This window comes from Pseudomonas sp. FFPRI_1 (genome assembly GCF_055384485.1).
This window is the reverse complement of the sequence record NZ_AP029168.1, coordinates 5,173,089-5,185,471: the sequence shown is the minus strand read 5'-3', so window position 1 is coordinate 5,185,471 and position 12,383 is coordinate 5,173,089. Positions and strand designations below refer to the sequence as shown.

Below are 12,383 nucleotides of genomic sequence, written 5' to 3'. Positions count from 1 at the left end.
TGAGATCAGTGGTCGTCGAGGAATTTTTCCGCGTCCAGGGCGGCCATGCAGCCGGCGCCGGCTGAAGTGATGGCCTGGCGGTAGACGTGGTCGGCCACGTCGCCGGCGGCAAACACTCCTTCGATCCCGGTGGCCGTGGCATTGCCTTCGCTGCCGCCCTTGACCAGCAGGTAGCCGTCGCGCATCTGCAGTTGGCCCTGGAACAGGTCGGTATTGGGTTTGTGGCCGATGGCGATAAACACCCCGGCCAGGGCCAGCTCCGTGGTCGCGCCAGTGTGGCTGTCCTTGAGACGGGCACCGGTGACGCCGCTGGCATCCCCGAGCACTTCATCCAGATGCTGGTTCCAGTGCAGGCGGATATTGCCGTTGGCGGCCTTGTCGAACAGTTTGTCCTGGAGAATCTTCTCTGCCCGCAGCTTGTCACGACGGTGCACCAGGTGCACTTCCCTGGCGATATTGGACAGGTACAGGGCTTCTTCCACGGCGGTGTTGCCGCCACCGACCACCGCCACCACTTGATTGCGATAGAAGAAACCGTCGCAGGTGGCGCAGGCGGAGACGCCCTTGCCGGCAAAGGCTTCCTCGGAGGGCAGGCCCAGGTATTGGGCGGAAGCACCGGTGGCGATGATCAATGCGTCGCAGCTATAAGTGCCGCTGTCGCCGATCAGGACAAACGGCCGTTGCTGCAACTGTGCGGTGTGGATGTGGTCATAGGCGATCTCGGTGTCAAAACGCTCGGCGTGCTTTTGCATGCGCTCCATCAGCACCGGGCCGGTCAGGCCTTCGACATCGCCGGGCCAGTTGTCGACTTCAGTGGTGGTGGTCAATTGCCCGCCGGCCTGCAGGCCGGTGATGACCGTCGGTTTGAGGTTGGCGCGAGCGGCATAAACGGCAGCGCTGTAACCGGCAGGGCCGGAGCCCAGAATGATCAGGCGTGAATGCTTCGCTTGGTTCATAAAAACACCTCATAAGCCTTTGTCACAAAAGAGAATGCATGCTCCAATTGAACAGTCCGTACAGCGCAATTGACTATGCTTGGCAAACGGTCGCGAAGTGGCATGGCCTGAACAAACCCGTACAATACGACGCTGTACCAGGCTTATTCAGAATTGCACTGTTTCAGAAGCAAGGGGCAGAGTGTTAAAAGTAGCCCCAGTTACGCCGGTCAACTTTATTTACCTGCTCGGATTGAGCAGTATCTTGTAGTCAATCACCCGTTGGACGCGCCCATGGCGCAGGAAAAGACGCGTTTTGAAGAAATCCACCGCAGCACCTAAACCTGTTGTTCCGCTCTGGCGTCAACAATTGCACTACCGACTCAAGGAAGGTGCGTTGATTGCCATTGGAGCCCTGTGCCTGTTTCTGATGATGGCACTTCTGACCTACGGGAAAGATGATCCGGGCTGGAGTCATAACAGCAAGATTGAAGACGTGCAGAACTTCGGCGGTCCCGCCGGTTCCTACAGCGCCGATATCCTGTTTATGGTGTTGGGTTACTTCGCCTATATCTTCCCGTTGCTGCTGGCGATCAAGACCTACCAGATCTTCCGTCAGCGCCATGAGCCCTGGCAGTGGAGCGGCTGGCTGTTTTCCTGGCGGCTGATCGGCCTGGTGTTCCTGGTGCTGTCCGGTGCTGCGCTGGCCCATATCCATTTCCATGCCGCCACCGGGCTGCCGGCGGGTGCTGGCGGTGCCCTCGGCGAAAGCCTGGGCGACCTGGCCAAGAATGCCTTGAACGTGCAGGGCAGCACCCTGATGTTCATTGCCCTGTTCCTGTTCGGCCTGACGGTGTTCACCGACCTGTCCTGGTTCAAGGTGATGGACATCACCGGCAAGATCACCCTCGACCTGTTCGAACTGTTCCAGGGCGCCGCCAATCGCTGGTGGGACGCTCGCGTGGAGCGCAAGCAACTGGTGGCGCAACTGCGTGAAGTGGATGCCCGGGTCGATGAGGTGGTGACCCCTAACGTCGCCGACAAGCGTGAGCAGGCCAAGGTCAAGGAACGCCTCATCGAGCGCGAACAGGCCCTGAGCAAGCACATGTCTGAGCGCGAGAAGCAGGTGCCGCCGGTGATCACCCCGATCGCCACCAAGGCGCCGGAGCCGAGCAAGCGCGTGCAGAAAGAGAAGCAGGTGCCGTTGTTCATCGACAGCGCCGTGGAAGGCACCTTGCCGCCGATCTCGATCCTCGACCCGGCAGAAAAGAAGCAGCTCAACTATTCCCCCGAATCCCTGGCGGCTGTCGGCCACTTGCTGGAGATCAAGCTCAAGGAGTTCGGTGTCGAGGTTTCGGTGGACTCCATCCACCCGGGCCCGGTGATTACCCGCTACGAGATCCAGCCGGCGGCCGGGGTCAAGGTCAGCCGTATCGCCAACCTGGCCAAGGACCTGGCCCGCTCCCTGGCCGTGACCAGCGTACGGGTCGTGGAAGTGATTCCCGGCAAGACCACCGTGGGCATCGAGATTCCCAACGAAGACCGGCAGATCGTGCGCTTCTCCGAGGTTCTCTCGACCCCGGAATACGACAACTTCAAGTCTCCGGTGACCTTGGCCCTGGGCCATGACATCGGTGGCCGGCCGGTCATCACCGACCTGGCGAAGATGCCGCACCTGCTGGTGGCCGGTACCACCGGTTCCGGTAAGTCGGTGGGAGTCAACGCCATGATCCTGTCGATCCTGTTCAAGTCCGGCCCGGAAGACGCCAAGCTGATCATGATCGACCCGAAGATGCTCGAACTGTCGATCTACGAAGGCATTCCACACCTGCTGTGCCCGGTCGTGACCGACATGAAGGACGCGGCCAACGCCCTGCGCTGGAGCGTGGCGGAGATGGAGCGGCGCTACAAACTGATGGCCAAGATGGGCGTGCGCAACCTTTCGGGTTTCAACGCCAAGGTCAAGGAAGCCATCGACGCCGGCACGCCGCTGACCGACCCGCTGTACAACCGCGAGAGCATTCATGACGAAGCGCCGCTGCTGAGCAAGCTGCCGACCATCGTGGTGGTGGTGGACGAATTCGCCGACATGATGATGATCGTCGGCAAGAAAGTCGAAGAGCTGATCGCCCGTATCGCACAGAAGGCCCGGGCCGCCGGTATCCACCTGATCCTCGCGACCCAGCGGCCGTCGGTGGACGTGATCACCGGCCTGATCAAGGCCAACATCCCGACCCGCATGGCGTTCCAGGTGTCGAGCAAGATCGACTCGCGGACCATCATCGACCAGGGGGGCGCCGAGCAACTGCTGGGCCACGGTGACATGCTCTACATGCCGCCGGGCACCAGCCTGCCGATCCGTGTCCACGGCGCCTTTGTCTCCGACGATGAAGTGCACCGGGTGGTGGAAGCCTGGAAGCTGCGCGGCGCGCCGGAATACAACGACGACATCCTCAACGGCGTCGAAGAGGCCGGCAGCGGCTTCGAAGGCAGCAGCGGCGGTGGCGACGGCGATGATCCGGAAGCCGACGCGCTCTACGATGAAGCCGTGCAGTTCGTCCTGGAAAGCCGCCGGGCTTCGATTTCGGCGGTGCAGCGCAAGCTAAAGATCGGCTACAACCGCGCCGCGCGGATGATCGAGGCCATGGAAATGGCCGGTGTGGTCACCGCGATGAACACCAACGGCTCACGCGAAGTGCTGGCGCCGGGTCCGATGCGCGACTGATCCCTGTTTTGACACCCGCGGCGTGACCTCACGCCGCTCGCCTACCCATCCATTTATGAGGAATTCCATGCGCCTGATTCGCATGTTGCTGCTGCCGGTATTGGCCGTGACCACGTTGTCGGCCCACGCCGATCCGAAAGACGTGGCGCGCCTGACCCAGTTGCTGGAAAAGTCCCAGACCCTGACCGCGCGCTTTTCCCAGCTGACCCTGGATGGCAGCGGCATCCAGTTGCAGGAAACCGCCGGTGAGATGTCCCTGCAGCGTCCGGGCCTGTTCTACTGGCACACCGATGCACCGCAAGAACAACTGATGGTCTCCGATGGCCAGAAAGTTTCCCTGTGGGACCCGGACCTGGAGCAGGTGACCATCAAGAAGCTCGACCAGCGCTTGACCCAGACTCCGGCGCTGCTGCTGTCCGGTGATGTGTCGAAGATCAGCGAAAGCTTCGACATCACCTCCAAGGAGGCCGGTGGCGTGATGGACTTCACCCTCAAGCCGAAAACCAAGGACACGCTGTTCGACAGCCTGCGCCTGTCGTTTCGCAACGGCATGATCAACGACATGCAACTGATTGACAGCGTTGGCCAGCGCACCAATATCCTGTTCACCGGGGTCAAGGCCAACGAATCGATCCCGGCGTCCAAGTTCAAGTTCGACATCCCCAAGGGTGCCGATGTGATCCAAGAGTAAGCAGCCGCAACCGCGAGGTTTCGAAGGTAGTCCATGGACCTGTTTCGTAGTGCCCCGATCGCCCAGCCCCTGGCTGCACGCTTGCGTGCCACCAACCTGGACGAGTACGTCGGCCAGCAGCACCTGCTGGCCCGGGGCAAGCCGCTGCGCGAGGCCCTGGAACAGGGCGCCCTGCATTCGATGATCTTCTGGGGCCCGCCGGGGGTCGGCAAGACCACCCTGGCGCGGCTGCTGGCGGAAGTCTCGGACGCCCACTTCGAAACCGTCTCGGCGGTGCTGGCCGGGGTCAAGGAGATCCGCCAGGCGGTGGAGATCGCCAAGCAGCAGGCCGGGCAGTACGGTCGGCGGACCATTCTCTTCGTCGATGAAGTGCATCGCTTCAACAAGTCGCAACAGGACGCCTTCCTGCCCTATGTGGAAGACGGCACGCTGATCTTCATCGGCGCCACCACGGAAAACCCCTCGTTCGAACTGAACAACGCCTTGCTCTCCCGCGCTCGGGTCTATGTGCTCAAGAGCCTGGATGAAGCGGCCCTGGGCAGCCTGGTGCAGCGCGCCCTGAGCGAAGAGCGAGGCCTGGGCAAGCGCCAGCTGAGCCTCAGCGATGAGGGTTTCCAGATGCTGCTGTCGGCGGCCGATGGCGATGGCCGGCGCATGCTCAACCTGCTGGAAAATGCCTCGGACCTGGCGGAAGACGGTGGCGAAATCAGTGTCGACCTGTTGCAGAGCCTGCTGGGGGATACCCGTCGGCGTTTCGACAAGGGCGGCGAGGCGTTCTACGACCAGATTTCCGCGTTGCACAAATCCGTGCGCGGCTCCAACCCCGACGGCGCCCTGTACTGGTTTGCGCGCATGCTCGACGGCGGCTGCGACCCGCTGTACCTGGCCCGGCGCGTGGTGCGCATGGCCAGCGAGGACATCGGCAACGCCGACCCCCGCGCCCTGAGCCTGTGCCTGGCGGCCTGGGATGTGCAGGAGCGCCTGGGCAGCCCCGAAGGCGAGCTGGCAGTGGCCCAGGCCATCACCTACCTGGCCTGCGCGCCGAAAAGCAACGCCGTGTACATGGGCTTCAAGGCCGCCATGCGCGCCGCCGCCGAGCACGGTTCCCTGGAAGTGCCGATCCACCTGCGCAATGCCCCGACCAAACTGATGAAGCAATTGGGTTATGGCGATGAATACCGCTACGCCCACGACGAGCCGGATGCCTACGCCGCCGGTGAAGACTATTTCCCCGAAGAACTCGAACCCTTGCCGCTCTACCAGCCGGTGCCTCGTGGCCTGGAACTGAAGATCGGCGAGAAGCTCAAGCACCTGGCGGCCCTAGACCGAGCCAGCCCCCTGCAGCGGAGAAAACCGTGATCCCATTGATCCTTGCCGTCTCCGCCGGCGGCGTGGCCGGCACCCTGTTGCGCTTTGCCACCGGCAACTGGATCAACGCCAATTGGCCGCGGCACTTCTATACCGCGACGCTGGCCGTTAATATCGTGGGCTGCCTGCTGATCGGCGTGTTGTACGGGCTGTTCCTGGTCCGTCCGGAAGTGCCGATCGAAGTGCGTGCCGGATTGATAGTGGGCTTCCTCGGTGGCCTGACGACTTTTTCATCCTTTTCACTGGATACCGTGCGTCTGCTGGAAAGCGGACAAGTGGCGCTGGCCCTGGGCTATGCGGCACTGAGTGTATTCGGCGGGCTGCTTGCTACCTGGGCCGGCCTGTCCTTGACCAAACTTTGATAAACGAGAGAACGACATGCTCGATTCCAAACTGTTACGTAGCAACCTCCAGGACGTAGCGGATCGTCTGGCATCCCGCGGCTTTGCCCTGGATGTGGCACGCATCGAAGCGCTGGAAGAACAGCGCAAGACCGTGCAGACCCGCACCGAACAACTGCAGGCTGAACGTAACGCGCGCTCCAAGTCCATTGGCCAGGCCAAGCAGCGTGGCGAAGACATCGCCCCGTTGATGGCTGACGTCGAGCGCATGGGGAACGAGCTGACCTCCGGCAAGGCCGACCTGGAAACCATCCAGGGCGAGCTGGATTCGATCCTGCTGGGCATTCCCAACCTGCCGCACGAATCGGTGCCGGTCGGCGAAGACGAAGACGGCAACGTCGAAGTGCGCCGCTGGGGTACGCCGACGGCCTTCGATTTCCCGATCAAGGACCATGTGGCCCTGGGTGAAACCCACGGCTGGCTGGACTTTGAAACCGCGGCCAAGCTGTCCGGTGCACGTTTTGCCCTGTTGCGCGGCCCGATCGCCCGTCTGCACCGCGCCCTGGCGCAGTTCATGATCAACCTGCACACCGGCGAGCACGGCTACGAAGAGGCCTACACCCCGTACCTGGTGCAGGCTCCGGCGCTGGTGGGCACCAGCCAGCTGCCGAAGTTCGAGGAGGACCTGTTCAAGATCACTCGCGAAGGCGAGGCCGATCTGTACCTGATCCCGACCGCTGAAGTGTCCCTGACCAACATCGTCGCCGGCGAGATTCTCGATCCCAAGCAACTGCCGCTGAAGTTCGTCGCCCACACCCCGTGCTTCCGCAGTGAAGCCGGTGCCTCGGGCCGCGACACCCGCGGGATGATCCGCCAGCACCAGTTCGACAAGGTCGAGATGGTCCAGGTGGTCGAGCCGTCGACCTCCATGGAAGCCTTGGAAGGCCTGACCGCCAACGCCGAGAAGGTCCTGCAACTGCTGCAACTGCCGTACCGGGTACTGGCCCTGTGCACCGGTGACATGGGCTTCAGCGCGGTCAAGACCTACGATCTGGAAGTCTGGGTGCCGAGCCAGGACAAGTACCGCGAGATTTCCTCGTGCTCCAACTGTGGCGATTTCCAGGCCCGGCGCATGCAGGCGCGTTTCCGCAACCCGGAAACCGGCAAGCCGGAGCTGGTGCACACCCTCAACGGTTCCGGCCTGGCCGTGGGCCGCACCCTGGTGGCCGTGCTGGAAAACTACCAGCAGGCCGACGGCTCGATCCGCGTGCCGGACGTGCTGAAGCCTTACATGGCTGGCCTTGAGGTCATCGGCTAAATGGAATATCTGCCGCTGTTTCACACGCTTCGCGGCAGTCGTGTGTTGGTGGTCGGCGGCGGGGAGATTGCTTTGCGCAAGTCCCGCCTGCTGGCCGATGCCGGTGCGCAGCTGCGGGTGGTTGCACCTGAAATAGAAGCGCAATTGCAGCAACTGATCGTCGCCAGTGGCGGTGAGTCGCTGCTGCGCGGCTATGTCGAGGCGGATCTGGACGGTTGCACCCTGATCATTGCAGCGACTGACGACCAGGCCCTCAATGCCCAGGTCTCGGCCGATGCCCATCGGCGTTGCGTGCCGGTCAATGTGGTGGATGCCCCGGCCCTGTGCAGCGTGATCTTCCCGGCTATCGTCGACCGTTCACCTTTGGTGATCGCGGTCTCCAGTGGCGGCGATGCGCCGGTGCTGGCGCGCTTGATCCGGGCCAAGCTGGAAACCTGGATTCCCGCCACCTACGGCCAACTGGCCGGCCTGGCCGCGCGTTTCCGTACTCAGGTGAAGCAACTGTTGCCCAACGTGCAGCAGCGTCGGGCCTTCTGGGAAGATGTGTTCCAGGGGCCGATCGCCGATCGTCAACTGGCCGGGCAGGGCGCCGAAGCCGAGCGTCTGCTGCAGGCCAAGGTGGACGGGCAGGCGGCCGAGGCAACGGGTGAGGTGTATCTGGTGGGGGCAGGCCCGGGCGATCCGGACCTGCTGACCTTCCGTGCCCTGCGCCTGATGCAGCAAGCGGATGTGGTGCTCTACGACCGTCTGGTGGCGCCGGCGATTCTCGAACTGTGCCGGCGTGATGCCGAACGCATCTATGTCGGCAAGCGCCGCGCCGATCACGCAGTGCCTCAGGACCAGATCAACCAGCAATTGGTGGACCTGGCCCGGCAAGGCAAGCGGGTGGTGCGGCTCAAGGGCGGCGACCCGTTCATCTTCGGTCGTGGTGGTGAAGAGATCGAGGAACTGGCGGCCCATGGCATTCCCTTCCAGGTGGTGCCGGGGATTACCGCGGCCAGCGGCTGCTCGGCCTATGCCGGCATTCCCTTGACTCACCGCGACTACGCGCAATCCGTGCGTTTTGTCACCGGTCACCTCAAGGACGGCAGCACCAACCTGCCTTGGCACGATCTGGTGGGCCCGGCCCAGACCCTGGTGTTCTACATGGGCCTGGTGGGGCTGCCGGTGATCTGCGAGCAGTTGATCAAGCACGGTCGCGGCGCGGATACCCCGGCGGCGCTGATCCAGCAGGGCACCACGGTCAACCAGCGGGTGTTCACCGGCACCCTGGCCAACCTGCCGCAACTGGTGGCGGAGCATGAAGTGCATGCGCCGACCCTGGTGATAGTGGGTGAAGTGGTGCAACTGCGGGACAAGCTGGCCTGGTTCGAAGGCGCCCAGTCCGAGGTCTGAAAAGCTTCGCCGGCAAGCCGGCTCCTACAGGATCGATGTAGGAGCTGGCTTGCCAGCGAAAGCGTCCTCAATCCCTGCACCAAACCCCTAGTCCACTCAACCGTTGCCGATCATGGCCGCGGCTGAAATCCTGCTGCGGCCCCTTGGGCACAATCCTCGTCGGATTGATGGTGGTGTGGCTGGCGTAGTAGTGCCCCTTGATGTGGGTAAAGTCCACGGTCTCGGCAATCCCCGGCCACTGGTACAGCTCCCGCAGCCAGTTCGCCAGGTTGGGGTAGTCGGCAATTCGCCGCAGGTTGCACTTGAAGTGGCTGTAGTACACCGCATCGAAGCGAATCAGCGTGGTGAACAGCCGCACATCGGCCTCGGTCAAGTACTCGCCTGCCAGGTAGCGATGGGTACCCAGGTGCTGCTCCAGGCGGTCCAGTTCGGCGAAGACATCATCGAAAGCCGACTCATAGGCTTGTTGTGACGTGGCAAACCCGGCGCGGTACACGCCATTGTTCACTGCCGGATAGATGCGCTCGTTGAGGGCATCGATCTCGCTGCGCAGGGGCTGCGGATAAAAATCCAGGGTGTTGCCGGTGAGGCCGTCGAAGGCACTGTTGAACATGCGGATGATTTCCGCCGACTCATTGCTGACGATGCGTTTCTGCTGTTTGTCCCAGAGCACCGGCACCGTGACGCGGCCGGTGTAGTCGGCGGTATCGGCGGTGTAGCGCTGGTGCATGAAGTCCAACTGATCCAGGGCATCGCCGCTGGAGCCGTGACTCTTGTCGAAGGTCCAGCCATTCTCGCCCATCAGCCAGCTGACCACCGACACCTCGATCAGGCTTTCCAGGCCCTTGAGCTTGCGCATGATCAGGGTGCGGTGGGCCCAGGGGCAGGCCAGGGACACGTACAGATGGTAGCGCCCGGCCTCGGCGGCAAAACCGCCTTCGCCACTGGGCCCGGGCCGGCCATCGGCGGTGACCCAGTTGCGCCGCTGCGCCTGTTCGCGCTGGAAGGCACCGTCTTTGCTGCTTTCATACCACTGGTCATGCCAGCGTCCTTCGATCAGCAGTCCCATGGAATGCTCCTCGGCCAATATGGGTTGGAGTGCAGTCTATTCCTGTGGGTTCGAACAAAAAGCGCAAAAACTGGGCAGTCAGGATCGATTAAATCGATCGGTCCCGGGCATCCCAATACTGCTGCGCCAACTCGAAGGCCTGCTCCCGGGGCGTGCCCAGGCCGCGCAAGGCCAGGGCCATGGTCGCCAACAGGGCAAGCTGCGGATAGCTGTCTTCGACTTCGCCGCGCCACAGCGCCTTGAGGTGTTCGGGGTCAAGGCTGGCCGGCTTGACGTGCCGCTGGGCTGACAGCATCGGCCACTCTTCGTCCCAACTGATGCCGCCGGTGCTGCCATACAGGTGGCTGTCGGCGTCCGGGTTGATCTCGATCTCGCCGCCGTCGCCCTTGATCACAATCACGTTGTCCCCCAGCAGGCCGCTGGCGTCGCGGTGCACGGCCTGGTAACCGGGGTGGAAGATGCTCTGCAGGCCGCAGCGGGCACCCAGGGGGTTGAGCAGCCGCGCCAGGGAGTGGATCGGCGAGCGCAGGCCCAGGGTGTTGCGCAGGTCGATCATCCGTTGCAACTGCGGTGCCCAGTCCCCCAGGGGCATGAAGGCCAGGTTGCCTTGGTCCAGGGCGTTGCCGACCGCTTGCCAGGTACGGCACAGGGGAATCCCCAGGGGCTCCAGCAACTGTTCGGTGTACAGGCGCCCGGCGGTGTGAGCGCCGCCGCCATGCAGCAGGATGCGCACGCCATTCTGCGCCAGGCACTTGGCCGCCAGCAGGTACCAGGGCAGGTGGCGCTTCTTGCCGGCGTAGGTCGGCCAGTCCAGGTCCAGGGCGATGGGCGGGGCATTTAGGCGCTGGCGCAGGGCCTCGGTGAAGCCTGCCAGTTCCTCCGGGCTCTCTTCCTTGTGCCGCAGGAGCATGAGGAAGGCCCCCAGCTGGGTGTCCTCGACCTGCTCGTCCAGCAGCATGCCCATGGCTTCCCGGGCTTCTTCCCGGGTCAGGTTGCGCGCCCCGCGCTTGCCTTTGCCCAGGATCCGCACGAACTGGGCGAAGGGATGCTCGGCAGGGGTTTGGGTGAGCAGGGGAGTGAATTCGGTCATAGACAATTGGTCGGCCTCGGCAGGCCCGCCAGCTTGGCGGCAAGTTTGGCGGGGGTGCCCTTGAACAGGCGATTCAGGTGCAGGCTGTTGCCCTTGTCCGGGCCCAGCTTGAGGGCGCAGTACTTGATCAGCGGGCGGGTGGCCGGAGACAGCTGGAACTCCTGATAGAAGCCCCGCAGCAGGTCGAGGACCTCCCAGTGTTCGGCGCTGAGCTGCAGTGCTTCCGCCGTGGCCAGGGCCTCGGCCACCTCGGCGGACCAGTCCTCCAGGTTGACCAGGTAGCCGTCCTTGTCCAGTTCGATGGCCCGGGGGCCGACAGTCAAGGTGCTCATAGCCAGGTATTGACCTTGTCATGCTGGATCGACAGCTCGACAAAACCCGGATAGTCCACGGCCCTGGCCCAGTCCGGCAATGCCAGGCCGCGGGCCTGGAGGTCTTCGTCAAGGACGTAGAGGTTCAGGCCACGGCGGGCGCTCAACTCGTTGCAGGCGGCGGTGCCGGGCTGCAGGGCGTAGGCCGCATCGCCGCATAGCAGCAACGCATCGGCGGTGCCCAATAGGCGCAGGCAACTGTCCAGGCGCGTATCGGTGAAGGGGGAGTGGGACAACACATGCAAGGTCGACATCAGAGGGTGATCACCTGGTCATAACGGTCAATGATCCCGGCCAGTTGCGGGGCACTCAACAGCTCTACCTCATCGAGGTTCAGGGCGGCCGGGTCGAGGCCGCGCTGGGCCAGGCTCACGTGGCAGGCAAACAGCTCGTCCACGCCGAACAGAGACAGCGCCTGGAGGTTGGCCCCCAGGTCCTTGAGCTGCAGCGCTGCGGGTTGCTGCCCGGGGGCCAACTGCAGCACGCCGTCATCGAGAAACAGCACGCCGATGGGCAGGTCGAAGGCGCCGCCGGCGAGCACGATGTCCAGTGCTTCCCGGGCGCCGGGGCCGGACCAGGGAGCCTGGCGGCTGATCAACAACAGAGACTTGGCCATTTCACGCCCCTCCAAAGCAGATCAGGCGGTCGGCGGCCTGCACCCCGTCGTGCAACTGGCCGAGCCCGGACAGCTCCCAGGGCGCCTCGACATTCACCGCTCCGCGCTGGTAGCGCTTGGCTTCATCGGCGTTCAACACCCCGCGGCGCAAGGCCGCGGCGATGCACACCACGCCGTCCAATTGGTGCTGGCTGACGAATTCGCGCCACTGGCGGGGCAGGTCCTGCTCGTCCTGGGGCGTGACGATGCTGTTCGAGGCGTTGTGCACGCCGTCCTGGTAGAAAAACAGCCGGACAATCTCATGCCCGCCCGCCAGCGCCGCCTGGGCGAACAGCAGGGCGCGGCGTGAGGAGGGCGCATGGGCGGCGGAGAACAGGACGATGGCGAACTTCATGACGGACTCTTCGGGCAAACCTGGGCGCCATGATAAAGCTTTAGCGTCGCCGCGGCTAAACCCCTTTGCG

At 63.5% G+C, this 12,383-nt stretch carries 13 protein-coding genes; 6 read left to right on the top strand and 7 right to left on the bottom strand.

All coding sequences use genetic code 11. The features are described from left to right. Nucleotides 1-5: 5 nt before the first annotated feature. A complete protein-coding gene (gene trxB / locus ACZ5BO_RS22920; protein WP_025126603.1) occupies nt 6-956 on the bottom strand; it encodes a thioredoxin-disulfide reductase in 951 nt (316 codons plus the stop codon). Nucleotides 957-1,251: 295 nt separating this feature from the next. On the opposite strand from trxB, the gene ACZ5BO_RS22915 reads away from it, so the two are divergent. The 6 genes from ACZ5BO_RS22915 to cysG all read left to right on the top strand — a co-directional run bounded on the left by ACZ5BO_RS22915 (nt 1,252) and on the right by cysG (nt 8,773). After that, nucleotides 1,252-3,660 (top strand): DNA translocase FtsK, encoded by a 2,409-nt coding sequence (locus ACZ5BO_RS22915; protein ID WP_025126604.1) that lies wholly within the window; start codon nt 1,252-1,254, stop codon nt 3,658-3,660. A gap of 67 nt (nt 3,661-3,727) precedes the next feature. Further along, nucleotides 3,728-4,351 carry an outer membrane lipoprotein periplasmic chaperone LolA gene (gene lolA, locus ACZ5BO_RS22910; RefSeq protein ID WP_464696572.1) on the top strand — a complete coding sequence of 208 codons (624 nt, stop codon included), beginning with the start codon at nt 3,728-3,730 and terminating at the stop codon, nt 4,349-4,351. Between the two features lie 33 nt (nt 4,352-4,384). Continuing rightward, nucleotides 4,385-5,710, top strand: a complete 1,326-nt coding sequence (locus ACZ5BO_RS22905; RefSeq protein ID WP_464696571.1) for a replication-associated recombination protein A — start codon at nt 4,385-4,387, stop codon at nt 5,708-5,710. Next, nucleotides 5,707-6,081, top strand: a complete 375-nt coding sequence (gene crcB, locus ACZ5BO_RS22900) for a fluoride efflux transporter CrcB (RefSeq protein ID WP_011062165.1) — start codon at nt 5,707-5,709, stop codon at nt 6,079-6,081. The genes ACZ5BO_RS22905 and crcB overlap by 4 nt, the downstream gene beginning before the upstream one ends. A gap of 16 nt (nt 6,082-6,097) precedes the next feature. Further along, the gene (gene serS, locus ACZ5BO_RS22895; protein ID WP_464696570.1) at nt 6,098-7,378 is read left to right on the top strand and encodes a serine--tRNA ligase; all 1,281 of its coding nucleotides are present in this window, start codon (nt 6,098-6,100) and stop codon (nt 7,376-7,378) included. After that, complete coding sequence (gene cysG, locus ACZ5BO_RS22890; RefSeq protein ID WP_025126608.1) at nt 7,379-8,773, top strand: siroheme synthase CysG; 1,395 nt, start codon at nt 7,379-7,381, stop codon at nt 8,771-8,773. A 67-nt stretch (nt 8,774-8,840) separates the two neighbouring features. Here cysG and ACZ5BO_RS22885 read toward each other — a convergent pair whose 3' ends face one another. From ACZ5BO_RS22885 to tusD, 6 genes are all read right to left on the bottom strand, one after another. After that, nucleotides 8,841-9,842, bottom strand: coding sequence for a glutathione S-transferase family protein (locus tag ACZ5BO_RS22885; RefSeq protein WP_025126609.1), 1,002 nt, complete (start codon nt 9,840-9,842; stop codon nt 8,841-8,843). An 88-nt stretch (nt 9,843-9,930) separates the two neighbouring features. Continuing rightward, nucleotides 9,931-10,932, bottom strand: a complete 1,002-nt coding sequence (locus ACZ5BO_RS22880; protein ID WP_464696569.1) for a glycosyl transferase family protein — start codon at nt 10,930-10,932, stop codon at nt 9,931-9,933. After that, nucleotides 10,929-11,264, bottom strand: coding sequence for a TusE/DsrC/DsvC family sulfur relay protein (locus ACZ5BO_RS22875; RefSeq protein WP_464696568.1), 336 nt, complete (start codon nt 11,262-11,264; stop codon nt 10,929-10,931). The genes ACZ5BO_RS22880 and ACZ5BO_RS22875 overlap by 4 nt, the downstream gene beginning before the upstream one ends. Then, complete coding sequence (gene tusB, locus ACZ5BO_RS22870; protein ID WP_025126612.1) at nt 11,261-11,557, bottom strand: sulfurtransferase complex subunit TusB; 297 nt, start codon at nt 11,555-11,557, stop codon at nt 11,261-11,263. Before tusB ends, ACZ5BO_RS22875 begins: the two co-directional genes overlap by 4 nt. Then, nucleotides 11,557-11,919, bottom strand: coding sequence for a sulfurtransferase complex subunit TusC (gene tusC, locus ACZ5BO_RS22865; protein ID WP_464696567.1), 363 nt, complete (start codon nt 11,917-11,919; stop codon nt 11,557-11,559). Before tusC ends, tusB begins: the two co-directional genes overlap by 1 nt. Nucleotide 11,920: 1 nt before the next feature. Then, on the bottom strand, nt 11,921-12,313 hold the full coding sequence (gene tusD, locus ACZ5BO_RS22860; RefSeq protein WP_464696566.1) for a sulfurtransferase complex subunit TusD: 393 nt from the start codon (nt 12,311-12,313) through the stop codon (nt 11,921-11,923). Between the last annotated feature and the right edge of the window lie 70 nt (nt 12,314-12,383).

Coding starts and splice junctions, on each gene's coding strand:
- cysG (WP_025126608.1), top strand. CDS start 7,379: ATGGAATATCTGCCGCTGTTTCACACGCTTCGCGGCAGTCGTGTGTTG.
- trxB (WP_025126603.1), bottom strand. CDS start 956: ATGAACCAAGCGAAGCATTCACGCCTGATCATTCTGGGCTCCGGCCCT.
- ACZ5BO_RS22880 (WP_464696569.1), bottom strand. CDS start 10,932: ATGACCGAATTCACTCCCCTGCTCACCCAAACCCCTGCCGAGCATCCC.
- tusC (WP_464696567.1), bottom strand. CDS start 11,919: ATGGCCAAGTCTCTGTTGTTGATCAGCCGCCAGGCTCCCTGGTCCGGC.
- tusB (WP_025126612.1), bottom strand. CDS start 11,557: ATGTCGACCTTGCATGTGTTGTCCCACTCCCCCTTCACCGATACGCGC.
- ACZ5BO_RS22905 (WP_464696571.1), top strand. CDS start 4,385: ATGGACCTGTTTCGTAGTGCCCCGATCGCCCAGCCCCTGGCTGCACGC.
- ACZ5BO_RS22875 (WP_464696568.1), bottom strand. CDS start 11,264: ATGAGCACCTTGACTGTCGGCCCCCGGGCCATCGAACTGGACAAGGAC.
- serS (WP_464696570.1), top strand. CDS start 6,098: ATGCTCGATTCCAAACTGTTACGTAGCAACCTCCAGGACGTAGCGGAT.
- ACZ5BO_RS22885 (WP_025126609.1), bottom strand. CDS start 9,842: ATGGGACTGCTGATCGAAGGACGCTGGCATGACCAGTGGTATGAAAGC.
- lolA (WP_464696572.1), top strand. CDS start 3,728: ATGCGCCTGATTCGCATGTTGCTGCTGCCGGTATTGGCCGTGACCACG.
- tusD (WP_464696566.1), bottom strand. CDS start 12,313: ATGAAGTTCGCCATCGTCCTGTTCTCCGCCGCCCATGCGCCCTCCTCA.